26 protein-coding genes are annotated in these 25,407 nt (G+C 65.0%); 21 read left to right on the top strand and 5 right to left on the bottom strand.

Going from position 1 to position 25,407, the window contains the following annotated elements; genetic code table 11:
- Window positions 1-96: 96 nt before the first annotated feature.
- From BLS13_RS13375 to BLS13_RS20715, 10 genes are all read left to right on the top strand, one after another.
- A complete protein-coding gene (locus BLS13_RS13375) occupies window positions 97-360 on the top strand; it encodes a DUF2312 domain-containing protein (protein ID WP_037527893.1) in 264 nt (87 codons plus the stop codon).
- 173 nt (window positions 361-533) lie between these two features.
- Window positions 534-1,418 (top strand): 3-methyl-2-oxobutanoate hydroxymethyltransferase, encoded by an 885-nt coding sequence (panB, locus tag BLS13_RS13370; protein ID WP_093452773.1) that lies wholly within the window; start codon window positions 534-536, stop codon window positions 1,416-1,418.
- Between the two features lie 135 nt (window positions 1,419-1,553).
- Window positions 1,554-2,252, top strand: coding sequence for a tetratricopeptide repeat protein (locus tag BLS13_RS13365; RefSeq protein WP_093452771.1), 699 nt, complete (start codon window positions 1,554-1,556; stop codon window positions 2,250-2,252).
- Window positions 2,253-2,255: 3 nt separating this feature from the next.
- Window positions 2,256-3,590 carry a PQQ-like beta-propeller repeat protein gene (locus BLS13_RS13360; RefSeq protein ID WP_093452770.1) on the top strand — a complete coding sequence of 445 codons (1,335 nt, stop codon included), beginning with the start codon at window positions 2,256-2,258 and terminating at the stop codon, window positions 3,588-3,590.
- Between the two features lie 86 nt (window positions 3,591-3,676).
- A complete protein-coding gene (gene der, locus BLS13_RS13355) occupies window positions 3,677-5,041 on the top strand; it encodes a ribosome biogenesis GTPase Der (protein ID WP_093452768.1) in 1,365 nt (454 codons plus the stop codon).
- On the top strand, window positions 5,038-5,274 hold the full coding sequence (locus BLS13_RS13350) for a sulfurtransferase TusA family protein (protein WP_093452767.1): 237 nt from the start codon (window positions 5,038-5,040) through the stop codon (window positions 5,272-5,274). Before der ends, BLS13_RS13350 begins: the two co-directional genes overlap by 4 nt.
- Before the next feature lie 77 nt (window positions 5,275-5,351).
- The gene (locus BLS13_RS13345; RefSeq protein ID WP_093452765.1) at window positions 5,352-5,783 is read left to right on the top strand and encodes an Hpt domain-containing protein; all 432 of its coding nucleotides are present in this window, start codon (window positions 5,352-5,354) and stop codon (window positions 5,781-5,783) included.
- A gap of 60 nt (window positions 5,784-5,843) precedes the next feature.
- The gene (locus tag BLS13_RS13340; RefSeq protein WP_093452764.1) at window positions 5,844-6,608 is read left to right on the top strand and encodes a methyltransferase domain-containing protein; all 765 of its coding nucleotides are present in this window, start codon (window positions 5,844-5,846) and stop codon (window positions 6,606-6,608) included.
- A gap of 63 nt (window positions 6,609-6,671) precedes the next feature.
- Window positions 6,672-7,082, top strand: a complete 411-nt coding sequence (locus BLS13_RS13335; protein ID WP_093452848.1) for a winged helix-turn-helix domain-containing protein — start codon at window positions 6,672-6,674, stop codon at window positions 7,080-7,082.
- 87 nt (window positions 7,083-7,169) lie between these two features.
- Window positions 7,170-7,325 carry a hypothetical protein gene (locus tag BLS13_RS20715; RefSeq protein WP_176943582.1) on the top strand — a complete coding sequence of 52 codons (156 nt, stop codon included), beginning with the start codon at window positions 7,170-7,172 and terminating at the stop codon, window positions 7,323-7,325.
- A 10-nt stretch (window positions 7,326-7,335) separates the two neighbouring features.
- On the opposite strand, the gene ppc is transcribed toward BLS13_RS20715, so the two are convergent.
- The 3 genes from ppc to BLS13_RS13320 form a co-directional block, all read right to left on the bottom strand.
- Window positions 7,336-10,017: a phosphoenolpyruvate carboxylase gene (ppc, locus tag BLS13_RS13330; protein WP_093452762.1), complete on the bottom strand. Its 2,682-nt coding sequence runs from the start codon at window positions 10,015-10,017 to the stop codon at window positions 7,336-7,338.
- A gap of 175 nt (window positions 10,018-10,192) precedes the next feature.
- On the bottom strand, window positions 10,193-10,402 hold the full coding sequence (locus BLS13_RS13325; protein ID WP_176943581.1) for a hypothetical protein: 210 nt from the start codon (window positions 10,400-10,402) through the stop codon (window positions 10,193-10,195).
- Window positions 10,403-10,533: 131 nt separating this feature from the next.
- Window positions 10,534-11,100 carry an HNH endonuclease gene (locus tag BLS13_RS13320; protein ID WP_037527869.1) on the bottom strand — a complete coding sequence of 189 codons (567 nt, stop codon included), beginning with the start codon at window positions 11,098-11,100 and terminating at the stop codon, window positions 10,534-10,536.
- Window positions 11,101-11,275: 175 nt separating this feature from the next.
- Between BLS13_RS13320 and gluQRS the strand changes: the two genes are divergently transcribed.
- Genes gluQRS through BLS13_RS13300 form a run of 4 tightly spaced genes read left to right on the top strand, consistent with a single transcriptional unit; the run spans window position 11,276 to window position 13,429 of the window.
- Window positions 11,276-12,163, top strand: coding sequence for a tRNA glutamyl-Q(34) synthetase GluQRS (gene gluQRS, locus BLS13_RS13315; RefSeq protein ID WP_093452759.1), 888 nt, complete (start codon window positions 11,276-11,278; stop codon window positions 12,161-12,163).
- A gap of 34 nt (window positions 12,164-12,197) precedes the next feature.
- Window positions 12,198-12,575 (top strand): hypothetical protein, encoded by a 378-nt coding sequence (locus tag BLS13_RS13310; protein ID WP_093452758.1) that lies wholly within the window; start codon window positions 12,198-12,200, stop codon window positions 12,573-12,575.
- A gap of 55 nt (window positions 12,576-12,630) precedes the next feature.
- The gene (locus tag BLS13_RS13305; RefSeq protein WP_093452756.1) at window positions 12,631-12,855 is read left to right on the top strand and encodes a twin transmembrane helix small protein; all 225 of its coding nucleotides are present in this window, start codon (window positions 12,631-12,633) and stop codon (window positions 12,853-12,855) included.
- A gap of 4 nt (window positions 12,856-12,859) precedes the next feature.
- Window positions 12,860-13,429: a cob(I)yrinic acid a,c-diamide adenosyltransferase gene (locus BLS13_RS13300; protein ID WP_093452755.1), complete on the top strand. Its 570-nt coding sequence runs from the start codon at window positions 12,860-12,862 to the stop codon at window positions 13,427-13,429.
- Window positions 13,430-13,618: 189 nt separating this feature from the next.
- On the opposite strand, the gene BLS13_RS20370 is transcribed toward BLS13_RS13300, so the two are convergent.
- Together BLS13_RS20370 and BLS13_RS13295 are read right to left on the bottom strand one after the other, a co-directional pair.
- Window positions 13,619-13,912: a hypothetical protein gene (locus BLS13_RS20370; protein ID WP_143011951.1), complete on the bottom strand. Its 294-nt coding sequence runs from the start codon at window positions 13,910-13,912 to the stop codon at window positions 13,619-13,621.
- An 82-nt stretch (window positions 13,913-13,994) separates the two neighbouring features.
- Complete coding sequence (locus BLS13_RS13295; RefSeq protein ID WP_143011950.1) at window positions 13,995-14,474, bottom strand: hypothetical protein; 480 nt, start codon at window positions 14,472-14,474, stop codon at window positions 13,995-13,997.
- A 472-nt stretch (window positions 14,475-14,946) separates the two neighbouring features.
- Between BLS13_RS13295 and BLS13_RS13290 the strand changes: the two genes are divergently transcribed.
- The 7 genes from BLS13_RS13290 to uvrA all read left to right on the top strand — a co-directional run bounded on the left by BLS13_RS13290 (window position 14,947) and on the right by uvrA (window position 25,159).
- A complete protein-coding gene (locus tag BLS13_RS13290) occupies window positions 14,947-15,564 on the top strand; it encodes a CerR family C-terminal domain-containing protein (protein ID WP_093452752.1) in 618 nt (205 codons plus the stop codon).
- Window positions 15,561-16,562, top strand: a complete 1,002-nt coding sequence (gene hlyD / locus BLS13_RS13285; RefSeq protein WP_093452750.1) for a secretion protein HlyD — start codon at window positions 15,561-15,563, stop codon at window positions 16,560-16,562. Before BLS13_RS13290 ends, hlyD begins: the two co-directional genes overlap by 4 nt.
- Before the next feature lie 6 nt (window positions 16,563-16,568).
- Complete coding sequence (locus BLS13_RS13280) at window positions 16,569-18,281, top strand: ATP-binding cassette domain-containing protein (RefSeq protein ID WP_256325865.1); 1,713 nt, start codon at window positions 16,569-16,571, stop codon at window positions 18,279-18,281.
- On the top strand, window positions 18,278-19,405 hold the full coding sequence (locus tag BLS13_RS13275) for an ABC transporter permease (RefSeq protein ID WP_093452749.1): 1,128 nt from the start codon (window positions 18,278-18,280) through the stop codon (window positions 19,403-19,405). The genes BLS13_RS13280 and BLS13_RS13275 overlap by 4 nt, the downstream gene beginning before the upstream one ends.
- Window positions 19,405-20,499 (top strand): ABC transporter permease, encoded by a 1,095-nt coding sequence (locus BLS13_RS13270; protein WP_093452747.1) that lies wholly within the window; start codon window positions 19,405-19,407, stop codon window positions 20,497-20,499. The genes BLS13_RS13275 and BLS13_RS13270 overlap by 1 nt, the downstream gene beginning before the upstream one ends.
- A gap of 2 nt (window positions 20,500-20,501) precedes the next feature.
- Window positions 20,502-21,899, top strand: a complete 1,398-nt coding sequence (locus BLS13_RS13265) for an efflux transporter outer membrane subunit (protein WP_093452746.1) — start codon at window positions 20,502-20,504, stop codon at window positions 21,897-21,899.
- 254 nt (window positions 21,900-22,153) lie between these two features.
- The gene (uvrA, locus tag BLS13_RS13260; RefSeq protein WP_093452744.1) at window positions 22,154-25,159 is read left to right on the top strand and encodes an excinuclease ABC subunit UvrA; all 3,006 of its coding nucleotides are present in this window, start codon (window positions 22,154-22,156) and stop codon (window positions 25,157-25,159) included.
- The last annotated feature ends 248 nt before the right edge of the window (window positions 25,160-25,407 follow it).

The raw sequence follows: 25,407 nt of genomic DNA, 5'->3' as shown, positions 1-25,407 counted from the left end.
GATCGCGACTTGTCCGTCGGCCCGTCGATTTGACGTTGAGCGGGAGCCGAGGCGCGCCTAGATGCGGCGCCTTCACGATGAGCGCGGGGACGAATCATGGCCGATGGCGAAGCAATCGAAGACAAGGGCAGCATCGCGGCGCAGGAGCTGCGGCTGTTCGTCGAGCGGGTCGAACGACTCGAAGAGGAAAAGAAGGGCATCGCGGATGACATCAAGGATGTCATGAACGAGATGAAGGGCCGCGGCTACGACACCAAGATCGTCCGCAAGATCCTCTCCATCCGCAAGAAAAAGAAGGGCGAGCATCAGGAAGAAGAGATGCTGCTCGAAACCTACATGGCTGCGCTGGGAATGATCTGATCTGCTCCCTCGCCCCCCTTCAGGGGGAGAGGGGGCCGTGGGGAAGAGGTTCGCGACAATCGCTTGCACAGCCCCCTCTCCCTCCGCCGCTGCGCGGCTCCCCCCTCCCCCACAAGCGGGCGAGGGCTTAGTGGTATTTGACCCAAGCGCGATCCCGGTTTAGCCCATCGCGCATGTCCACTTTCACGATCGACACCTCCACCAGTCGTGCCACGCCGACGCCGGCGCCGATGAAACGGCTGACAGTGCCGGCGATCCGGCAGGCGAAGGGCAAGGCGCCACTCGTCATGCTCACCGCTTATTCGATACGCATGGCCCAGATCCTCGACCCGCATTGCGACATGCTGCTGGTCGGCGACAGTCTGGGCCAGGTGATTTACGGCCTGCCGTCGACCATCCCGGTCAGCCTCGATATGATGTGCGCGCATGGCGCGGCCGTGGTTCGGGGCAGCTATCACGCACTTGTCGTGATCGACATGCCGTTCGGATCTTATGAAGAAAGCCCCGAACAGGCCTTTCGCAGCGCCGCGCGGGTTCTCAAGGAAACCGGCGCGGCCGCGGTGAAGCTCGAGGGTGGGGAGGCGATGGCGGAAACGGTCGCCTTTCTGTCGGCGCGGGGCATTCCGGTGATGGGGCATGTCGGGCTGACGCCGCAGGCCGTGAATGCGCTGGGCGGCTATGGTGCGCGCGGACGCAGCGATGCCGAACAGGCCAAGCTGCTGCGCGATGCGATCGCGATCGATCAGGCCGGCGCCTTCGCGATCGTCGTCGAAGGCGTGCTCGAGCCGATCGCGGTCGAAATGACCCACAAGATTGCCTGCCCGACGATCGGCATCGGCGCATCGGCGGCATGCGACGGGCAAGTGCTGGTGATCGACGATATGCTGGGCATGTTCGATCGGGTGCCGCGCTTCGTGAAGAAGTTCGCCGACCTGTCGAGCCAGATCGACGCCGCCGTCCGGCAATATGCCGAGGATGTGCGCGACCGCGCGTTCCCGACGCTCGACCAGACCTATCAGCCAAAGCATCCCAGCAATGGCCTGGGTAAAGCCGAGTGAGTCGACGAGATTCGGCCCCGAACGACCGCAGGTTCAACGGGCATTCACCTGACGCCCCCCAACACGCGCAAAGAGCGGTTTCGCGGGGACCAAAACCCATCTAAGAGTGCGCGCGGATTTTGCCGGAGACGATGTTTGGCCCTGACACCACAGAATGACGAAGCCTTTCTGCGCGAGGTGGACGACGAGCTTCGCCGCGAACAGATGACCGGACTGTGGAAACGCTATGGGCGGATCGGCATCGGGCTGATCGGCCTGCTGCTCGCGACCTTCGCCGGCGTCCTGTTCTGGCAGAACCAGCAGGCCAAAAAGGCCGATGCGCAGGGCGAGGCGATGAGTGCCGCGATCGCCGACATCCAGGCCGGCCGCAAAGCCGATGCGGAAACGAAGCTGACCAGGATCGCCACCGACAATGCGGACGGCCTTCGCGCGTCGGCACTGTTCGCCAAGGCCGCGCTTTCGGCCGATCGCGGCGACAGGAAGGGTGCCGCCGCGATTTATGGATCGATCGCCGCCGACGCGAAGCTGCCGCAACCCTATCGCGATCTTGCACTGATCCGTCAGACCGTGACCGAATATGATACGCTGAAGCCCTCCGTCGTGATCGAGCGGCTGAAGCCGCTGGCCGTTCCCGGTCAGCCCTGGTTCGGCGCCGCCGGCGAACTGAGCGCGGTCGCCTGGCTCGATCAGCATCAGCCGGCTCAGGCCGCACAGATGCTCGCCGCCGTCGCCCGCGACGGGCAGGCACCCACCTCGATCCGCGGACGGGCCAAGCGCCTGGCCGCCGCGCTCGGCGCGAATGTCGACAATATTGCCATCGCGCAAAAGGATTGATGAATGAATCGCAGGGTTTTCACTTCGGTCTGCGCGATCGCGATGCTGTCCACGCTCGGCGGCTGCAGCATCTTCAAGGGCAATAGCGACAAGAAGCCCAAGACGCCGGTAATGGGGCAGCGCATTGCCGTGCTCACCGCCGAAACCGGCGCCGAAATCGATCCCGCGCTGGACGCGGTGCCGGTCGTGGTCCCGGCCGAGCAGGTGAATCCCGAATGGGGCCAGCCCGGCGGCAACGCGGCCAAATCGATGGGCAACCCCGCACTCGGTCAGGCCCTGGCCGTAGCATGGGACAAGAAGATCCCCGGATCGAGCCCCAAGGAACGGTTGGCGGCCGGCCCCGTGGTCGGCGACGGCAAGGTGTTCGTGATCGACGTCAATGCCGTGATCCACAGCTTCGACCTCAAGACCGGCGCACCGGGGTGGACCGCAGCCACCACCAAGAAGGGCGACAAGAAAGCGTCGCTGTTCGGCGGGGGCGTAAGCTATGAGGGCGGCAAGGTCTATGCGACCAACGGCGTCGGCGATGCCGCGGCGTTCGATGCCGCTACCGGCCAGCAGCTATGGCTGAAACATCCGGGCGGCCCGTTGCGCGGCGCACCCTCGATCGCGTTCAACACGCTCTATGTGGTCAGCCAGGACAATCAGCTGTTCGCGCTGAAGGCAGAGACCGGCGAGACCCTGTGGACCGAGAGCGGTAGCCTGGAAAATGCCGGCGTGTTCGGCGTGGCGGCGCCCGCTATCGCGCAAGGGACCGTGGTCGCCGGCTTCTCGTCGGGCGAACTCAACGCCTATCGTTACGAGAATGGCCGTTCGGTGTGGCAGGATTCGCTCAGCCGCACGAGCATCACCACCTCGGTCGCCTCGCTCGTCGATATCGATGCGGCGCCGGTGATCGATCAGGGCAAGGTCTATGCGGTCGGGCAGGGCGGTCGCATGGTCGCGATGGACCTGATCACGGGCCAGCGGCTGTGGGAACTCAACATCGCCGGGCTCGAAACGCCATGGATTGCCGGCGAATGGCTGTTCGTGGTGACCGACGACGCCAAATTGCTGTGCATCGCGCGCAACAGCGGCAAGGTGCGCTGGCTGACCGCGCTGCCGCGCTGGAAAAACGAAGCCAAGCGCAAGGGGCCGATCAGCTGGTCCGGTCCGGTCCTGGCCGGCAGCCGGCTGTTGCTGACCAGCACGCGCGGCGACCTCGTCAACGTCAATGTCTCGACCGGACAGATTGGCAACAACACCCATGTCGGCGACCGCGTCTATGCGGCTCCGATCGTCGCCGACAATACGTTGCTGGTGCTGACCGACGGCGGCCACCTGATCGCCTATCGGTGACGTGTAAATAAGTTCCCTCCCTGCAAGGGAGGGGCGTTACAGCTACGAGGGGTGACGCCGGCCCGCTTCCCCTCTATGGGCAGCGCATGGCGAAACTTCCCACTGTAGTGATTATCGGCCGTCCGAACGTCGGCAAATCGACCCTGTTCAACCGTCTGGTGGGCAAGAAGCTCGCGCTCGTCGACGATCGACCCGGGGTCACGCGCGATCGGCGCGAGGGCGATGCGACCATGCTCGGCCTCGAATTCAAGATCATCGACACCGCCGGCTTCGAGGACGAGGATCCCCACAGCCTGCCAGGGCGGATGCGCGTGCAGACCCAGCAGGCGGTCGCTGGCGCTGATGTGGCCTTGTTCATGATCGATGCACGCGCCGGGCTGATGCCGCTCGACGAAGAGATTGCCCGTTGGCTGCGCAGCGAATCAACCCCCGTCATCTTGCTCGCCAACAAGGCCGAGGGCAAAGCGGGCGAGCATGGCGTGATGGAGGCGTTCAGCCTGGGCTTTGCCGAGCCCGTGCCGTTCAGCGCCGAACATGGCGAGGGCATGGCCGATCTGTTCGATGCGCTGCTGCCTTATGTCGATCGCCCCGAAGGCGAGGCTGAGGAAGAGCCGGAGGATGAGGAGAACGGGCCGCTCAAGCTCGCGATCGTCGGTCGGCCCAACGCCGGCAAGTCAACCCTGATCAACCGCATCCTCGGCGAACAGCGCATGATCACCGGCCCTGAGGCCGGCATCACCCGCGATTCGATCGCGATCGACTGGATGTGGAGCGCACCCGACGGCCAGCAGCGCCCCGTGCGGCTGATCGACACCGCGGGCATGCGCAAGAAGGCGCGCGTACAGGACAAGCTCGAGAAACTGTCGGTCGCCGATGCGCTCCATGCGGTCGACTTCGCCGAAGTCGTCGTGTTGCTGCTCGATGCGACCCTGGGCCTCGAGGCGCAGGATCTCAAGATCGCTGACAAGGTGCTGCAGGAAGGCCGCGCCCTGATCATCGCGCTCAACAAATGGGACGTCGCCGAAAATCCGCCAACCTTGTTTCAGGGCATCCGCACCGCGCTCGACGAGGGGCTTGCCCAGGCCAAAGGACTGCCGTTGCTCACCGTTTCGGGCGTGACCGGCCGCGGGCTCGATCAGCTCCTGCAGGTGGCGTTCGAAACGCGCGATGCCTGGTCGAAGCGGGTATCGACCGGCATTCTCAACCGCTGGTTCGAAAAGGCGATCGAGGCCAATCCGCCACCCGCACCGGGCGGCAAGCGGATCAAGCTGCGCTATATGACCCAGGCCAAGACGCGGCCGCCGGGCTTCATCCTGTTCGGCACGCGCGTCGATCAGTTGCCCGAAAGCTATCGCCGCTATCTGGTCAACGGTATCAAGCGCGATCTGGGCTTTGGCGCGGTCCCTGTGCGGCTGACCCTGCGCGCGCCACGCAATCCGTTCGACAGGTGACGGACGCGCGCATCGACGCGCGCGGGATGAAATGCCCGTGGCCGGTGATCCGGCTCGCGCGCGCGATCCGCGAGGGCGCCACGCGCGTGGAAATCTACGCGGACGATCCGATCGCCCCCGCTGAAATCGCCGCCATCGCCGCGGCGCGGGGCTGGTCGGTAGCCGCTATCGAGGGCGCCCGTGACGGGTGGCGAATCGCGCCGGACGCCGGAATATTACGTAAGCCCGCGTAAACACACTCTTTACGCCATTTCCCTATTCTTGGGCCACGCGACGCTGCCGATACCGCAGCAGGTTCAGGGATGGGACTATGGGCGGGACGGACGAAGGCGTGGTGAACTGGACGGCCTTTGCGGAAACCCGCGATGTGATCGGACCGGAATTTCTGCGCATCCTGGGATTCTATCGCGAAGATGCGGTCAAGAGCGTGCTCGACGTGGAACAGGCGTTTCGCGCGCGCGATGCTATTGGCGTGGTGCGGCCGGCGCACAAGCTGAAGGGCGATTCGCTGCAATTCGGCGCGGAAGGGATCGGGCGGCTTGCCGAACATATCGAGCATGTCGCGCGGCAATGCGTCGAGGACCGGCGGCCGCCCGACGAACTGGCCAGCGATGTACCGCGGCTTCGGCCGATGCTGATCGAAACGCTCAATCTGTTCGAACGCGAGATGGCGAGCGCGCAGGTGACGCCGCTGCGCCGCGCCGCCGCACCGACGGGCTTCGGTCGCAAACGTACCGGCTGACCGGAGCTGCGGGGCATAAACCCGCTTGCATCGATCGGGCCAGCCTGTACGGCCCGCCGCATGACCGACGCGCGCAAAAGCCGAATTGCCCGAGCCTTTGGGCAAGCCGATGATTATGCCCGCAAAGCGATCGTCCAGCGACAGGTGGCGCAGGCGCTCGCCCGCAAGACCGCGGCCTTGCCGTTGCCCGCTACGCCTCATGTGCTCGAAATCGGCTGCGGAACCGGCTTTCTGACCGGTGAACTCGCGCGCTGGCTGCCGGGCTCGCGCTGGACGGTCACCGACATCGCGCCCGAAATGATCGCGCGCGCCGCGACGATCACCGGCATCGCGGGGGATTATCGCGTGATGGATGGCGAGCAGCCGATATTCGATGGTGCCATGTTCGACCTGATCGCCTCGAGCCTGACGTTCCAATGGTTTTCCGATCAGCCGTCTGCGGTGATGCGACTGGCGGGGTTGTTGCGGCCTGGAGGATGGATCGCCTTCGCGACGATGGCGGCCGGCAGCTTCCCCGAATGGCATGCCGCGCATCGGGCCGCCGGGCTGATTCCCGCAACACCGGCCTATCCCGACCAGATGGATTTGGCGGCGATGGCGCCCGCAGGCTTCGCAGCCGACATTTCGATCGAAAGCTTCGTGCAGCCGCACGACGATGCATGGGATTTCATGCGGCGGCTGAAAGCTATTGGCGCCGGGGTCCCGCGGGAGGGGCACCGCGCCCTCTCGCCATCGGCGCTGCGGGCGGTGGCGAGCGCCTATGATGATGGTCCGCGCACCGCGACCTACCGGATCGGCTTCTGCCTGCTGCGCGCACCCGATTGAACTCGGCGCGAATACGGTGTTTCAATAGGCGCCTTCACGGGGCGGATGGGAAGCGGGGACAAGATGCCGGCAGAGCAGCATATCAAGGTGAAGCTGCAGGCCTATAACGGCCCCGAAATCGCGATTGGCCCGGGCAAGGCCGCGCTGCTGGAAGCGATCGACCGCACCGGATCGATCTCGGCGGCCGGCCGCGAGCTGGGGCTGAGTTACCGCCGGGCATGGCTGCTCGCCGACGTGATGAACCGGTCATGGGTCGAGCCGCTGATCACCACGGCCAAGGGCGGCAGCCATGGCGGAGGCGCCTGCCTGACCTCGCTCGGCCATGAAGTGCTGACCCTGTACCGCGACCTCGAACGCGCGGTGCAGCGCGTGTCAAAGGGGCAGAGCGGGGTGCGGCTGATGGCGAAGCTCGCCGAGACGGTGCGCCCCGCGGCAGGCCCAGGAGGGGCCGGGCAGCAGGACGAGATCGGCTGAAGCGGCCGCTTTGAGCCGCATACCGGTTGAATTTCCACGCTCCGCTCACATTTAGGATCTACAAATGCCGCAGACCATGGAGGCCGTATGACCGACTCTATCGTTCAGGAATGGAAGAAGGAGCTCCGCGTGCTCCTCGACCTCGTCGCAGCGCATCCTTCCCGCGATCTCACAGAAAAGCGCGAACGGATCGTCTTGCTGCAGAAAATGATTTCCGAACGAAGCCGATATGTCGATGCCTGAAACGCGCTGATCAGCCGCTGTTGCGCAGTGCCGTCGCAATCGCGTTGATCGAAAGCTGGATTCCTTCACGGACGCGGGGATCGTCCTCGCCGCCGCGGTGGCGCTTGAGCAGTTCGATCTGGAGCAGGTTGAGCGGTTCGATATACGGCAGGCGCAGCCGGATCGAGATATCCAGCGCGGGATTTTTCTGGAGCAGCCGGGTCTGGCGGGTGATGCCGAGCAGGCTGTCATGCGTCCGCTGCCAGCCGTCGCGGATGCGGCCGAAGATCGCCTTGCCCATATCCTGATCCTCGACCAACGCGACATAGCGTTCGGCCAGATCCATGTCGGACTTGGCGAGCACCATTTCGAGATTGGCCAGCGTCGACTGGAAGAAGGGCCAGGCTTCTAGCATCTCGCGCATCAACCCGACATCGCCGAAACTTTTCAACGCATGCCCGACACCGTACCAGCCGGGCAGCATCACGCGGGCCTGCGCCCAGCTGAACACCCAGGGGATCGCGCGCAGATCCTCGATCCGGTCGCTCTTGGTCCGGCTGGCGGGGCGCGACCCGATCTTGAGATCGGCGATCTCCGCGATCGGCGTCAACTGGCGGAAGAAGGTGCGAAAACCCTCGGTTTCATATACGAGCCCGCGATAGGTGGAAAATGCATCGGCCGAAATCCTGCTCATCGCCGCCGAAAAACGGGTCATATCCTCGGGCTTGAGCACCGGATTTTCGAGGCTTGCGAGCAAAGTCGCGCCGGCCATCGCCTCCAGATTGGCGGCCGCGCTCTCGCGCGTGCCATATTTGGCGGCGATCACCTCGCCTTGCTCGGTGATGCGGATGCGGCCCTGAACCGTGCCGTGCGGCTGCGCGCGGATCGCGGCAAAGCTCGATCCGCCACCACGACCGACAGCGCCGCCGCGGCCATGGAACAATTGCATCGCCGCGCCCGCCTTAGCAAACACCGGCTCCAATGCGGTCGAGGCCTCGAACAGGCTCCATACCGAGGTCAGATAGCCGCCATCCTTGTTCGAATCCGAATAGCCGACCATCACCTCCTGATGGCCGCGCGCCGCCGTCATCGCCGCGACCTCGGGCAGGTCGAACCAGCGCGTCATCACCGCGGGCGCCCGTTCGAGATCGCCGATCGTTTCGAACAGCGGCACCGCCATGATCGCGGCGTGCGGCACGTCGCCGGGGACGAACAGCCCCGCTTCCTTGAGCAGGATATTGACCTCGAGCAGATCCGAAACGCTGTCGGCCTTCGAGACGATATAGGTGGTTATGCAGGCGGGGCCGTAAAGGCCATGCGCCTCGGCCGCGGCCGATACGATCGCCAGTTCGGACAGCGTCTCCTCGGCATAGGAACCGAACGGCGTGCGCAGCAGCCGCTTGCTGGCCAGTTCGCTGCGCAACAGATCGATCCGCGCATCCTCGTCGAGCGCGGCATAATCGGCCTCGACCCCGGCGACCTTGAGCAGATCGGCCACGACCCGTTCGTGGACATCCGCATTCTGGCGCATGTCGAGCGTCGCGAGATGGAAACCGAACGTCTCCACCGCGCGGATCAGCCGCCCGAGCGCACCGCCGCCCGAAAGCGAACCCGCGCCGGTACGGTTGAGCGCGTGCGACAGATCGACCAGGTCGGCGCGCAGGCTGGCCGGATCGGGATAGGCGCCGCCTTCGGCCTCGGTGAAGGGAAGGCGTGACGGTTGCCGGCCGGCCAGGGCCTGATAGGTCTTGGCGACGCGCGAATAGATGCCCGTGATCGCCCGGCGATAGGGCTCATCGCTGCGGGTCGAACTCTTGTCGCCGCTCTTTTCGGCAAGCTTCTCGACCTCCCACGTGACTTCGGCCAGTTCGGTCGAGATCGACAGTTCGGCACCAAGCGCGTGCAATTGTCCGAGATAATAGCCCAGCACCGCCTCTGCCGATCGGGACAGCGCCAGCCGCAGCGAATCGGCGGTGACGAACGGGTTGCCATCGCGATCTCCCCCGATCCATGTCCCGGGCCGCAGGAAACTGGCCGGGCGATGGCCGAGTGCCCGCTGCCAACGCGCGTAGAGCGCCGGCAAGGTCGGCAGGAACACGTCGCGCAGATAAGCGAGGGCGGTTTCCACCTCGTCCGCAACGTAAAGGCGTTCGCGCCGCAGCGGCCGCGTCTGCCACAGCAAGGCGATCTGCCGGTAGATCGCCTGATCGATCAGGTCGCCATCAGCGGTCTCGGTGCGCCCGATGTCCTTGAGCGCCATCAGCTCGGCGATATGATTGCGATGATCGATCATGCTCTTGCGGCGCACCTCGGTCGGGTGCGCCGTCAGGACCGGGGCGACGAGCGCATTTTCGAGCAAGCCGAGCGCGTCGGAGCGCGAAATCCCTTCCTTTTCGAGCCGATCGAGCGCGGACGCGAAATCGGCGCCGGGTTCCGCCGTCGCGCCCTGCCGATCCTCGGCCAGATTGGCCAGCATCGAAAACAGCATGAAACCGCGCACGAAAGCGAGCGCGTCATCGAGGGTCAGCGCGTCGAGCCCCGGATCGACCGAATGGGCATCGACGATGCCGCGCGCGCGATCGACCGAATTGGAACGGATATATTCGATCCGTCGGAACAAGGCCTCCCCGCCATAGGCCTTGATCACATCGCCAAGCAGACGACCGAGAAAGCGGATGTCGGGATTCTGGGTGATCGGCGGGGCGCTGGACATATCGCGATGCTGCGACGCAGCGCGGGCCTCGTCAACGGGATAAATCGCGCGAAGAAAACGATAAGCGCATTTGTTACGGTTATGTAACGAACTGCATCAGCATCCTGACGTGAAAGAACGGCCGTCTCAGACTGGCTTCGGAAGTCCGTCTATCGGAATGCGACCGAGCATAACGTCAGAGTGTCACCAATTCCACCTGGCCATCACGTAGCTCCCCGATCTCGATCGGGATTCCCATGAACATCGGCGGATCGAGATCTTGCAGGCGGGGCGCATCCAATTCATCGATAACCCGCTCGCTAATCTCCCTGAGGGTCTGGAGCGTTGCCGCCGACATGCGCCATCGCAACGCTTCAAGATTTCTCGGCGTGGCCGAATAGGCCATTCGTTCCATCGTCTTGGCGAGCACAACTTCCCCCGATCGTCGGCGCCGTTGTGCCCGTTTCGTTCCCGGCTGTCTGTACACTTGTGTTCACTTCTCCGGGGGCAGCTCATTTCGGTCTCGAGGCCCCCGATTTATGCTTCCAGCTCGATGTCCCAATAGAGCCAGTCGCGCCAGCTCTGGTGCAGATAATGGGGCGGAAAGCTACGGCCATGTTCCTGCAACTGCCAGCTCGTCGGGCGGATTGGCTGTTCGAACAGGTGCATATGCGCCTGCTTTGGCGTCCGCCCGCCCTTCTTGAGGTTGCACGGTGCGCAGGCGGTAGAGACATTTTCCCAGGTCGTGCGGCCGCCCTGCGCGCGCGGGATCACATGATCGAACGTCAGATCGGAACCCGAACCGCAATATTGGCAGCTGAAGCGGTCGCGCAGGAACAGGTTGAACCGGGTGAACGCCGGATGTTCGGACTGCCGTACATATTGGCGCAGCGCGATCACCGACGGCAGCTTCATCGTGTGCGTCGGGCTGTGCACCTCGCGCTCGTAATTGGAGACGATATCGACCCGCTCGAGGAACACCGCCTTGATCGCGGTCTGCCACGGCCAGACGCTGAGCGGATAATAGCTCAAGGGCGTATAATCGGCGTTGAGCACCAACGCCGGGCAGCTATCAGGATGTCGGATGAGATCAGGATGGTACATGAAACGACCAAGGCCTTCCGCACGTGATGGTGAGCCCATCCGGCTTGCCTCAGGTTCCGTTCGCACACCGGAACGCAAAACCTTCCGGCCGCGCCCTTGTGATCACGCCTTTCGCTGCAAAGCGTGACGCGCGTATGACAGCATTTCCAGTGAGTCGCCGTCAAGAGTCCGCGTGATGCCGGGTGAAATTTTATTGCAGGGCAAAAATCGTACGGGAACCCGAGTTATCACCCGCTTTGCGCCCAGCCCGACGGGCCGCATGCATCTCGGCAACGCATATTCCGCCCTGCTAGCCCATGATTTCGCGCGGCAACGCGGCGGAAAATTTCTGCTGCGGATCGAGGATATCGATCCGGGGCGGACCCGCGACGAGCATGTCGCCGGCATCGAGGAGGATCTGCGCTGGCTGGGGCTGACATGGGACGAACCGCCGATCCTGCAATCGAAACGGCTTGATCTCTATGCGGCGGCGCTCGATCGGCTGCGGGCGGCGGGGCTGATCTATCCCTGTTTCTGCACCCGCGCCGAGATCGCCGCGAGCGCGCTCGCGCCGCATGGAAGCGGGCCGGTCTATCCGGGCACGTGCCGGGCGCTGTCCGAAGCCAGCCGGGTCGCGCGGATGGCCGCGACGCCACATGCATGGCGGATCGACATGGCCCGGGCCGTGGCAGTGGCCGGCCCCCTGCACTGGCATGACGCGACCGAAGGCGAGGTCGTCGCGCGGCCGGAAGCCCAGGGCGATGTCGTGCTGGCGCGCAAGGATGCGCCGAGCAGCTATCATCTCGCCGTCACCGTCGACGATGCCGCGCAGGGCATCACCGACGTCGTGCGGGGGCGCGACCTGTTCGACGCCACCCATATCCATCGGCTGCTGCAGGCGCTGCTCGGACTGCCTGTTCCCAATTACCATCATCATGCGGTGCTGCTCGACGGAGAGGGGCGCCGCCTCGCCAAGCGCGGCGGGGCCAAGACGTTGAAGACGATGCGCGACGAGGATGGTCTCGATCCCCGGGCATTGTCAGAATATTTGCGGAATGGTGCGCGAAATTTCACGACCTCATAATCGGCGGACGCGAAATCCTCCGGAGAGGACGGCCATGTTTCGAACATGCTATGACGATGCCCGCAGGCTGCTGACCGCGGAACTGAAGGGTTTTTGGGATATGCGGACGTTCACGGCCTATCAGTCCGAACTCCGCGCCCTGCATGCGAAGATCCGCGTCCGGCACGGAAATTACCGGTTTCTGGCCGAATCTTCAGAATTCGCGGTGCAATCCCCCGAAATCAGCATGGCCTTCGAGCAACTCGCCAACGATCTGAGCAGCGGCAACAAGGGGCCCTTCGCGATCGTTGCGGGCACGCGCATCAACAAGATGCAGGCGCAACGCGTGCTGCCGACGCCCAATCTGCGTGTGTTCATGGATCGGGACGAGGCGATCGCGTGGCTGTTCGAGGAAGGCCGGTTGCCCGCATGATAGAACATGGCTTCCGCCGGATGACAGCGCCGCCCGATCGCGCTATCACCCCGCCATGAACACGTTTTTCGGCCTGCTGCTGCTTGCGGCGATGATCGCCACCGTCGTCGCGCTGGTGCGCGGCGTCATCGCGTTTCTGCGCACGACCGAGGAGGATCTGAAGGGCGGCGGCATCAGCCAGTCGGCGCTCAAGCAGAACAAGATGATGCGCGCGCGCGTCGCGTTCCAGGCGCTGGCCATCATCATCGTCATCATCCTGCTGATCGCCACCCGCAAATAATCCGATGGTGCGGCTCAATCGAATCTACACGCGCACCGGCGACGCCGGCGAAACCGGGCTGGTCGATGGATCGCGGCTGCCCAAATATGCGCCGCGCATGGCGGCGATCGGCGATGTCGACGAACTCAATTCGGCGATCGGCGTCGCGCTGACCCACCAGATGGCCGACGAACAGCGCGCGATGCTCGCGCGCATCCAGAACGAACTGTTCGATCTCGGCGCCGATTTCGCGACACCGGGCGATGATTTCACCCCGTCCGACATGGCACTCAGGATCACCGCCGGGCAGGTCGAGCGGCTGGAGCAGGAAATCGACGCGATGAACGAAACGCTCGCGCCGCTCCGCAGCTTCATCCTGCCGGGCGGCGATCCGGCGGCGGCGGCGATCCACCTCTGCCGCGCTATCGCCCGCCGCGCCGAACGCTCGGCGGTCGCCGCAGCGGCCGAAATCGGGCTCAATCCGAGCGGACTCGCTTATGTGAACCGGCTGTCGGACCACCTGTTCGTGATGTCGCGATACCTGAACCTGCAGGGCGCGGGCGACGTGCTCTGGAAGCCCGGCGCGACGCGGTAACCTTCTGCTCCCTCGCCCCCTTTAGGGGGAGAGGGTCGGGGAGAGGGGGCAGTGCTGTAGGCAGCATGCTGCCCGCCTCCCACGGCATTCCCGGCATAGTGTAGCAAATGCGCGAAGCGGGAAGGGCTGCAATGGGTGGAAAGAAGACGCCGCTCAAAACTACCCGTTTGCAGACGCTACGGTACTAATTCAACGGGGTGCTTCGTTACCAACGAACCCCATCGGGCCAGCATTCCATTGCTTCAACTCATCCAGAACACAGTCAACCCGTTCGTACTTCGCATTGCGATTGGGCTGAAGGTGTATCACGCCAGCGCGATTTTGAAGCCACTTTCGGGGCGAAGCACAATGTTTTGATATGGAATCAAGTTGGGTTTGACTGAGCATAATTGGCGGTGTCGTGGTCGGTTCGGCGATAGCGACGGCCATACCCAAAAACAGCAAGATCACACAAATCCCCCCGAAGCTGTTGATGCCGCCCAACAGTCATCACGCCATAATATCGGTCGCACCGGATGACCGCAAATGATCGGCCGTCGACACGGCAAGCGTGCATTCTTGTGTGCTAAGCATTGCGTACCGCGCGAAGCGCGACGAAGCCACCGCCCAGCAACCCCGATACAACGCACAATATGTGCAGCGCTTTAGCGGATATGACGCCCAATAGGCCATTCCCGTAGGCAATCGGCCAAAGCGGGTTCTTGTCTGCATGCATCACCGCATCCAATCCAATGTGCGAATAGGTGCCGACAAACGCGCTGGCCAACGCGACACGCCAGCCAATTGGATGATCGCCTATACCCGAATTATGGAGTGCTGCGTTCCTCACCGGGCGGCCGACGGCGGTAGATACCAGTGCCACCACGAACGCACCGGCAATGGTATGGCTCATGCCGTGAAGAACCGCATCTCCGCGTATCATCCGCGCAAGGGGCTCGACATCCATCAAATTCTGCGAGCCGCCAAAGATCATGAAGCTAAGCCGCTCGCCGCCGATCGCTTTAAAGAATGCACCCGGGCCCAGGTGGAAGGGTGTAAATGGCACGCTCGTTCCTCTGAATGGGCAGAAGGTACGCTATCAGATTGAGGACCGGAAGGTTTGTTCACTTGCTGCATAATACCGGCCATTCCGGCAAAGGCCGGAATTCAGTAGGCCTGATATCTTGAGAATAAGTGGCTGCTGGATCCCGGCCTTTGCCCATAGGCGCTAACTTGGACTTATCCCATTGGAGTGAAATAGTTCTTACGCGCATACCTTCCCAAGATCATCATCCCGGACGTGTTCCGGGATCCACCGGGCCACGTGCACTGCCCCACGAGGGGCTCGGAAACCGGCTCAGTGGATCCCGGAACACGTCCGGGATGACGATAGAGTGTTGATCTTAAACGAGTTTCTCTTATCTCAGCGCCTATGGGCCTTCGCCGCGATGACGATGGGCGCCGTTAAGCAAGAAGAATGCCCGCACCGAATCACTTGCCACTTCCCGAACCTCGCCGCATGTTCGTTCGAACGAACTATGATTGAAGATAAACTCCTCGACGTGGCGATCGCCCAGTTCGGCCAATTCGGGCTCGAAGGTGCGAGCACGCGCGCGATCGCCAAGGCGGCGGGGACGGCGATGTCGTCGATCACCTATCATTATGGCGGCAAGGAGGGCCTGTATCTGGCCACCGCCGACCATATCGCGGCGCAGATGCGCGAACGGTTGCATCCCATCGTCGCGGCGGCGGTCGCCGGAGCGATCGCGCCCGATGACGCGATCGAGGCGATATTGCGGGTGCTCGATGCGATCGCGCAGATCATGCTCGGGCCGGAGTCCGAACATTGGGCGCGGTTCATCGTGCGCGAGCAGATGCAGCCGACCGAGGCCTTCGAACGGATCTATGCCGGGGCAATGGCGCCGGTGATGGGCGGCATGGCGCGGCTGATCGCGGCGGCAACCGGCCAGACCGATCCGCTGGAGATCCGCCTGCTGGCGCTGACGATGTTCGGCCAGGCGCTCGTCTTCCGCGCCGCGCGCGCCACCGTGATGAAGGCCATCGAGCGGCTCGATGCCGCGACCGAGGCCGCGATCCGCCTCCGTATTAGAAGCAATATCCACGCGATCCTGATCGCCGCCAGGAACGAGCCATGACCCGCCCCCGCATCATCGCCCTCGCCGTCGTCGCGCTTCTCGCCCTTCTGCTCGTCGCCACCAGGGGCTTCGGCCTGTGGCGGACGCATGACGACGGCCTTACGCTCTACGGCAATGTCGACATCCGTTCGGTCGATCTCGGCTTCCGCGTGAGCGGGCGAATCGCGGCGATGCCGGTCGAGGAAGGCGCTTCGGTCAAGGCCGGGCAGGTGCTGGCGGCGCTCGATCCCAGGCCGATCGGCGACAAGGTCGCGGCGGCCGAGGCGCAGATCGGGCTGGCCGAGGCCGATCTCGCCAGGCGCCGCAACGGCAACCGGCCGCAGGATATCGCACAGGCGCGCGCGCAACTGGCGCAGCAGCAGGCGAACCTCGCCAAGGCGCGCGAGGATTATGACCGGCGCAAGAGCCTGATCGCGACCGGCGCGATCTCGCAGGCGGTGTTCGACCAGACCGCCGCCGCGCTCAAGGCCGCACAGGCACAGACCGACGCCGCGGCGCAGGCGCTGTCGCTGCAACAGGCCGGCGCGCGCAAGGAAGATGTCGCCGCATCCGAAGCGCAGCTCCGCAACGCCCGCGCGCAGGCCGATTCGACGAAGACCGATCTGCGCGATGCGGTGCTTAGGGCGCCGTCCGACGGCACGATCCTGACCCGCGCACGCGAGCCCGGCGCGATCGTCCAGCCGGGCGAGACCGTGTTCACCCTGACGATCGACCGGCCGGTGCGGGTGCGCGCCTATGTCGCCGAACCCGATCTCGGGCGGATCGCGCCGGGGATGAAGGTGCAGGTGAAGACCGACGACGGGCACGCCTGGCAGGGCACGATCGGCTATATCTCGCCGGCCGCCGAATTCACGCCGAAGACGGTCGAGACCGCAAATCTGCGCACCGATCTCGTCTATCGGCTGCGGATCATCGTGACCGACGCCAATGCCGGGCTGCGGCAGGGTCAGCCGGTGACCATATCGGTGCCCGGCGCCCGCCCCGCGCAGGGCCGCTGACCCGCCGTGACGGCAGCGTTCGCCTCGACCCGCGATCTCGTCAAGCGCTTCGGCCCTGGCGCGCCCGCGCTCGACGGGGTGACGATGGACGTAGTGCCGGGGCGGATCACCGGGCTGATCGGCCCCGACAGCGCGGGCAAGACCACCCTGATCCGGCTGCTCGCGGGGCTGCTGCGCCCCGATTCGGGCACGATCGAGGTGCTGGGCGACGTGCCGGGAACCCATGCGATCGACATCGGCTATATGCCGCAGCGCTTCGGCCTCTACGAGGATCTCAGCGTTCTGCAGAATCTGACGCTTTATGCAGAACTCCGCGGATTGCCGCGTGAGGAGCATGATCCGACCTTCGCGCGGCTGATGGACTTCACCGATCTCGCCCGCTTCCAGGCGCGGCCGGCCGGCAAATTGTCGGGCGGCATGAAGCAGAAGCTCGGCCTCGCCTGCGCCCTGATCCGCACACCGAAGCTGCTGCTGCTCGACGAACCCGGCGTCGGCGTCGATCCGATCTCGCGGCGCGAATTGTGGAGCATGGTCAAGACCTTGACCGGCGAGGGCATCGCCGTCCTGTGGTCGACCGCCTATCTCGACGAGGCCGAGGCGTGCGACCATGTCTATCTGCTCGACAGCGGCAAATTGCTGTTCGGCGGGCCGCCCGGGGACATGACCGGCAAGATCGCCGATCGCGTGTTCCGACTGAGCGGATTTGCCGGCAACCGGCGCAAGCTGCTCGAGAAAGTGCTCGACCGGCCCGAGATCGCCGACGGGACGATCCAGGGCAGCGGCCTCAGGCTGCTGCTGCGCGCGGGATCGGCGGCGCCGGCCGATCTCGGCGGCACGCTCGATCCGGCCCCGCCGCGCTTCGAGGACGCCTATGTCGACATATTGGGCGGCGGGCCGGGCGGGACGAGCAAGCTCGCCGAGGTCTATCGCGAGGTGCCGCACGATGAGCGGCCGGCGATCGAGGCAAAAGGGCTGACCAAGGTCTTCGGCGACTTCACCGCCGCCGAGCAGATCGACTTCACCATCCCGCGCGGCGAGATTTTCGGGCTGCTCGGCCCGAACGGCGCGGGCAAATCGACCACCTTCAAGATGCTGTGCGGGCTATTGAAGCCGAGTGCCGGCACCGGATCGGTGGCGGGGCATGATCTGCGCCGGGCGGCGGCCGCGGCGCGCGCCTCGCTCGGCTATATGGCGCAGAAATTCTCGCTTTATGGCGATCTGAGCGTGAAGCAGAATCTCGAATTCTTCGCGGGCGCCTATGATCTCGATCGCGCGGCCGCGAAGGCCGCGATCGAGCGGATGGTCGCGATCTTCGATCTCGAAAGCCGTCTCGGCGCCGATGCCGGCACCCTGCCGCTCGGCTACAAGCAACGGCTCGCTTTGGCCTGCGCGGTGATGCACGAGCCGCCGGTGCTGTTTCTCGACGAGCCGACATCGGGGGTCGATCCGATCACGCGGCGCGAGTTCTGGACGCATATCAACGGGCTGGTCGGGCGCGGCGTGACCGTGCTGGTGACCACCCATTTCATGGACGAGGCCGAATATTGCGATCGGATCGCTTTGATCTACCGCGCGCGCGAAATCGCGATCGGCACGCCCGATGACCTCAAGGCGCAGGCGCGGCGGGCCGGCGCAGGCGACGATCCGACGATGGAGGATGCGTTCATCGCATTGATCGAGGCATCCGATCGCGAACGCGAAAAGGCGCAGGCGGCATGAGCGTCGGCTTCGATCGGCGCCGGCTGATGGCGATGCTCCGCAAGGAAGCGATCCAGATCCGGCGCGATCCGTCGACGCTGCTGATCGCCTTCGTGCTGCCTTTGATCCTGTTGTTCCTGTTCGGCTATGCGGTATCGCTCGATACCAGCCGCACGAAGATCGGGCTCGTCCTGCCCGATGGCAGCGCCGATGCGATCGGGCTCGCGCAGGCCTATCAGCAATCGCGCTGGTTCGACGTGACGGTCGCGCGCAGCATCACCCCGCTCAAGGCCGATCTGATCGCCGAACGGATCCGCGCGATCGTGGTGATCCCGCCCGATTATGGCCGCCGCCGCGCCGGCGCCGATCCGCGCCCGATCCATATCGTCACCGATGGTTCGCTGCCGAACCAGGCCGGCTTCACCGCGGCCTATGCCGAGGGCGTGCGCGCGGCCTGGGCACGCGGCGAGGCAGGGGTGGGCCGCGAGCAGACAACATCGCCCATCACGACTCAGACGCGCTTCTGGTTCAACCCCGAGCTCAAGAGCCGCTATTTCCTCGTGCCCGGCGCGATCGCGATCGTGATCACGATCATCGGCACCTTGCTGACCGCTCTGGTCGTGTCGCGCGAATGGGAACGCGGGACGATGGAGGCGCTGATGGCGACGCCGGTGACGATGCTCGAATTCGTCATGAGCAAGCTGATCCCCTATTTCATCCTCGCGCAGATCTCGATGGGTCTCTCGACGCTGATCGCAGTGTTCGTGTTCGGGGTGCCGTTCCGCGGATCGATTTTCGCTTTGCTCGCGCTCGCCAGCGCCTTCCTGGTGCCCGCGCTCGGCCAGGGACTGTTCATCTCCTCGGCGTTCCGCAACCAGTTCGTCGCGAGCCAGGTGGCCTTGCTGTCGGGCTTCCTGCCGGCGTTCCTGCTCTCCGGCTTCATCTTCGAGATCAGCTCGATGCCCTGGCCGATCCGGATCATCGCCCGGCTGGTGCCGGCGCGCTATCTGATCCCGTCGCTGCAGACGATCTTCATGGCCGGCGACATCTGGAGCCTGATCCTGCCGAACATGGCGGCTTTGCTCGGCTTCGGTGCAATCTTCTTCGCGCTCACCTGGCGGCTGACCCGCAAGAGGCTCGATTGATGGGCCGGCTGATCGCGATCATCATCAAGGAATTCTGGGCGGTGCTGCGCGATCCCAAGTCGCGGATCGTCTTGTTCGTGCCGCCTTTGCTCCAGCTCTTCGTCTTCTCCTACGCATCGACGCTCGAGGTGCGCAATTTCGACGTCGGCGTGCTCGATCGCAGCGGCGGGCGCGGCGCGATCGAGCTGGTGGCCGAGATCGCCGGCAGCCCCAATGTCGGCCATATCGTGCGGCTCGCCTCGTCGGCCGACCTCCACGATGCGATCGACCGGCGGCGGGTGATCGCGGCGGTGGTGCTGCAGCCCGATTTCGACGTCCAGCTCGGGCGCGGCCGTGCGCAGGTCGGGCTGATCCTCGACGGGCGGCGATCGAACGCCGCGCAGATCGTCTCCTCCTATCTCGAACAGATGATCGCGCGCAGTGGCGTGACCCTCGGAAAAGCGCGGGCGATGCCGGCGGGCAGCGTCGTGCGCAACTGGTTCAACCCGAACCTCGATTATATCTGGTTCACCTTGCCCGCATTGGTCGTCGTGATCGGCGCGACCACCGCGCTGGCCGTGGCCGCGCAATCGATCGCGCGCGAACGCGAGCTCGGCACGTTCGACCAGTTGATGGTCTCGCCGCTTCGGGTCCACGAGATATTGATCGGCAAGATGGTGCCGCCGGTGGTGATCGGGATGATCAACGGCACGATCTTCCTGCTCGCCGCACGCTATTTCTTCGGGGTGCCGTTCACCGGATCGCTGATCCTCTACTTCGTCGGGCTGTTCGTCTATCTGATCTCGCTGGTCGGGGTCGGCATGCTGATCTCGGCGGCGTCGCAGACCCAGCAGCAGGCGTTTCTCGGCGTCTTCCTGACGACGGTGCCGGTGATCCTGCTCTCGGGCTATTCGAGCCCGATCGACAATATGCCTTATTGGCTGCAACTCGTGAGCTACGCCGATCCGGCGCGGCATTTCCTGGTGGTGGTCGAGGGGCTCTATCTGAAGGCGATGCCGGTCGGCGTCGTGCTGACCCACATCTATCCATTGATCATCATCGCCATGGTGACGACCTTGCTGTCGGCCTGGCTGTTCCGCGCCCGCATGGAGTGACCATGGCTGCCCGTCCCCTTGTCGCCGCGCTTGCGCTTCTGCTCTCCGGCTGTGCCGTGGGGCCGCATTACACGACGCCCCCCGTCGTGCCCGCCGCGCCGAACTGGATCGCGCCGGCCGCCGACGGGCCGGTCGAGGCGGCCTGGTGGAGGCGGTTCGGCGATACGCGGCTGACCGCGCTGATCGCCGCCGCCGATGCCGGCAATCTCGATGTGCGGATCGCCGAGGCGCGGCTGCGCGAGGCACGCGCCAATCGCGACGCGGCGGCGGGCGGGCGGTTGCCGCAGGTCAATGCATCGGGATCGGCGACGAAGAACCGGGTCAGCCAGAACGGCCAGATCCCGATCGGCCGCATCCCCGGCTTCTCGCGCGATCTCGACCTCTACGATATCGGCTTCGATGCGAGCTGGGAGATCGATCTGTGGGGCCATGCGGCGCGGCAGGTGCAGGCGGCATCGGCGCGCGCGGCGGCGGCCGAGGCCGATCGGCACGGCGCGATCGTCAGCCTGCATGCCGAACTCGCGCGAACCTATGTCGAGCTGCGCGCGGCGCAAGCGCGGCGGACGAGCCTCGCGGCCGATGCCGGCGCCCAGGCCGATCTGGCGAAGCTGACCCATCAGCGCTTCGGCGCCGGCGAAGCATCGCGCTTCGACGATGCGCGCGCCGAGGCGCAGGCGGGCGCGATCGCCGCGCAGCTGCCGGGGCTCGACGCCGACATCAGCGCGTCGGCGTACCGGATCGCCTTGTTGCTCGGCAAACCGCCGGAGAGCGTGGTGGATCTGCTGACCCCCGCCCCTTTGCCGCAGGCACCCGCGACGATCGCGATGGGTCTGCGGTCCGAATTGCTCACCCGGCGGCCCGATGTGACCGCCACCGAGCGCCAGCTCGCCGCGGCGACCGCCGATGTCGGCGTGGCGACGGCCGAACTCTTCCCGCGGCTGTCGCTGCTCGGATCGATCGGCCAGCAGGCGCAGAGCCCCGGCGACCTCACCGACAGCGGCAGCCTGCACTTCCAGTTCGACCCGAGCCTGCACTGGCCGATCTTCGCCGCCGGCAGCATTCGCGCGAAGGTACGCGCCGCCGATGCCCGCGCCGATGCCGCCGCGGCGCGCTACGAACAGGCCGTCCTGACCGCGCTCAACGAGAGCGAAACCGCAGCGAACCGCTTCGTGCAGGCCGCCGAAACCGCGCGACGCAGCGCCGCCGCCCGCGATGCCCAACGCACCGCGCTCGATCTCGCCGAGCAACGCTATCGGAGCGGCGAGGACGATCTGCTCGCGCTGCTGCAAGCCCGCTCCGCCTGGGAACAAGCCGACCGCGCCGCCAGCGACGCCGGTGCGCAGCAGGCGTTGCAGGCGGTGGCACTGTACAAGGCGCTGGGCGGCGGTTGGGGCAACTAAAGCCCCTCCCTTTAAGGGAGGGGTTTGGGGGTGGGTAGCGACTGAAGCGGCTCGATGCTGCTGAAGGAGCATTCGGCTCCAGCGCAGACGCTCGCTTCACTCGCGACCCACCCCTTCCCCCTCCCGCAAGCGGGAGGGGCTTATAAGAAATCACCCCGCCCCTTGCCGCACCGCCGCACGATTGCCATCTTGGCCCGACTCGCAACCGCATCGCCGGCTTGCGCCCCGCGAACAAATGTGGAACAAATCGCGTCATGCTGACTCATATTTCGGTGCGCGGCGCGCGCGAGCATAATCTCAAGAATGTCGACGTGGATATCCCACGCGACAAGCTCGTCGTGATCACCGGGCTCAGCGGCTCTGGCAAATCGAGCCTCGCCTTCGACACCATCTATGCCGAGGGCCAGCGCCGCTATGTCGAATCGCTGTCGGCTTATGCGCGGCAATTTCTCGAACTGATGCAGAAGCCCGACGTCGATCATATCGAGGGCCTCTCCCCCGCCATCTCGATCGAACAGAAGACGACGAGCCGCAACCCGCGCTCGACCGTCGCCACCGTCACCGAGATCTACGATTATATGCGGCTTTTGTGGGCGCGGGTGGGCGTGCCTTATTCGCCGGTCACCGGCCTGCCGATCAGCGCGCAGACCGTCAGCCAGATGGTCGACCGGGTGATGCAATTGCCCGAGGGCACCCGCTTCCTGCTGCTCGCGCCGACGGTGCGCGGGCGCAAGGGCGAATATCGCAAGGAACTTGCCGAATGGCAGCGCTCGGGCTTCGCCCGCGTGCGGATCGACGGCGAGATGTACGAGATCGAAAGCGCCCCCGCGCTCGACAAGAAGTACAAGCATGACATCGAGGTGGTGGTCGATCGCCTCGTCATCCGCGAAGGCATCGAAACCCGCCTCGCCCAATCCTTCGAAACCGCACTGCGGCTCGCCGACGGGCTGGTCTATGTCGATCTGGTGGATACGACCGTCGCGGAAGCCCTTCTTCCCCCCTCCCCTTCAGGGGAGGGGCCGGGGGTGGGGCCTCTCCTCCACGAAGCGCGCGCGCAGTTCACTACGCTCGACGCCCCCTTAGTCGACCCGAAAAAAATGAAGGGCACCGGCGTGCCCGACAACCGCATCACCTTCTCCGAAAAATTCGCCTGCCCGGTCTCTGGCTTCACCATCGCCGAGATCGAGCCTCGCCTGTTCTCGTTCAACGCGCCGCAGGGCGCCTGCCCGGCGTGCGACGGCCTCGGCGAAAAGCTCTATTTCGATCCGCAGCTGGTGGTGCCGAACGAGACTCTCTCGATCAAGCAGGGCGCGGTCGTGCCCTGGGCGAAATCGAACCCGCCAAGCCCTTATTATATGCAGGTACTGGCGAGCGTCGCGCGCGCTTACGACTTCAAGCTCGACACGCCGTGGAACAAGTTGGGCGAGGAGATCCACGACGTCATCCTGCACGGCACCAGGGGCAAGGCGATCACCCTGACCTTTATCGACGGCCGCAAGAGCTATGACGTCCAGAAGCCGTTCGAGGGCGTGATCGGCAACCTCAACCGCCGCATGCTCGCGACCGAAAGCGCGTGGATGCGCGAGGAACTCGCCAAATACCAGAGCGCCGCGCATTGCGAAGTGTGCGGCGGCGCGCGGCTCAAGCCCGAGGCGCTGGCGGTAAAGATCGCCGGCGAGGATATCAGCATGTCCACCCGCCGCGCGGTCGGCCCCGCGCTCGCCTTCTTCTCGACGATGGCGGCGAAACTCACCGATCAGCAGCGCCAGATCGCCGAACGCATCCTGAAAGAGATCATCGAACGGCTCGGCTTCCTCAACAATGTCGGGCTCGATTATCTCAACCTCGATCGTACCAGCGGCACGCTCTCGGGCGGCGAGAGCCAGCGCATCCGGCTCGCCAGCCAGATCGGATCGGGCCTGTCGGGCGTGCTCTATGTGCTCGACGAGCCCTCGATCGGGCTGCACCAGCGCGATAATGATAGGTTGCTGGTCACGCTCCGCCGGCTGCGCGATCTCGGCAATACCGTGATCGTGGTCGAACATGACGAGGATGCGATCCGCACCGCCGATCATGTCATCGATATGGGACCGGGTGCCGGCGTCCATGGCGGCGAGATCATCGTCGCGGGCACGTTAGAGGACATCCTTGCCAGCGAGGAAAGCCTGACTGGCGCCTATCTGTCGGGCCGGCGGATGGTCGACGTGCCCAAGAAGCGCCGCAAGGGCAATGGCCGCAAGGTCACCGTCCACGGCGCCACCGCCAACAACCTCAAGGACGTCACCGCGAGCATCCCGCTCGGCACCTTTACGTGCGTCACCGGCGTCTCGGGCAGCGGCAAATCGAGCCTGACGCTCGATACGCTTTATGCCTCGGCTGCGCGCACCTTGAACGGCGCGCGCGTGATCGCCGGCGCGCATGAAAAGGTCACCGGCCTCGAATTTTGCGACAAGGTGATCGACATCGATCAGTCCCCGATCGGCCGCACCCCGCGATCGAACCCGGCGACCTATACCGGCGCCTTCACCAACATCCGCGACTGGTTCGCCGGCCTGCCCGAAAGCCAGGCGCGCGGCTACAAGCCCGGCCGGTTCAGCTTCAACGTCAAAGGCGGCCGCTGCGAGGCGTGCAGCGGCGACGGGCTGATCAAGATCGAGATGCACTTCCTGCCCGACGTCTATGTGACGTGCGAGGTGTGCAAGGGCGCGCGCTACAATCGCGAAACGCTTGAGGTGAAGTTCAAGGACAAGTCCATCGCCGACGTGCTCGACATGACCGTCGAGGATGCGGTCGAATTTTTCAAGGCGGTCCCCCCGATCCGCGACAAGATGGCCATGCTTGCCGAGGTCGGGCTCGGTTACGTCAAGGTCGGCCAGCAGGCGACCACCCTGAGCGGCGGCGAGGCCCAGCGCGTAAAGCTCGCCAAGGAACTCTCGCGCCGCGCCACCGGCAACACGCTCTACATCCTCGACGAACCGACCACCGGCCTGCATTTCGAAGATGTCCGCAAACTGCTCGAAGTGCTGCACGCGCTTGTTGAGCAGGGCAATACGGTGGTGGTGATCGAACATAATCTCGAGGTCATCAAGACCGCCGACTGGGTGATCGACCTCGGCCCCGAAGGCGGCGACAAAGGCGGCGAAATCGTCGCGGTCGGCACCCCCGAACAGGTCGCGACCTGCGAGCGCAGCTATACGGCGCATTACCTCGCTCCGCTGCTCGGCATGAAGCCGCGGCGCGACGAGCTGGCGGCCGAGTGACACGGTGAAAACCCTCGCCCCTCCGGAGCGAGGGACACGAAGCCTTAGCGGCGCAGGAGCTGAGGCGAAGTTGGGAGCGGGGGCAGCGACGCAGGCTGTGCGCGAACGCCCCCTCCCTCCGGGCCCGCATTCACAGATTCTCTTTTTGTTCGTCATCCCAGCGAAGGCTGGGATTTTGTCTGGGGGGATTCCAGCGTTGGCTGGAATGACGGCTGGGGGTGTGGCCCCGCATCATATTGAACTAAAAC

Origin of the sequence: Sphingomonas sp. YR710 (assembly GCF_900101455.1) — a bacterium.
GTDB lineage: Bacteria > Pseudomonadota > Alphaproteobacteria > Sphingomonadales > Sphingomonadaceae > Rhizorhabdus.
Note: the sequence above shows the minus strand (reverse complement) of the source record. Positions and strands in the feature narration are given on the sequence as shown.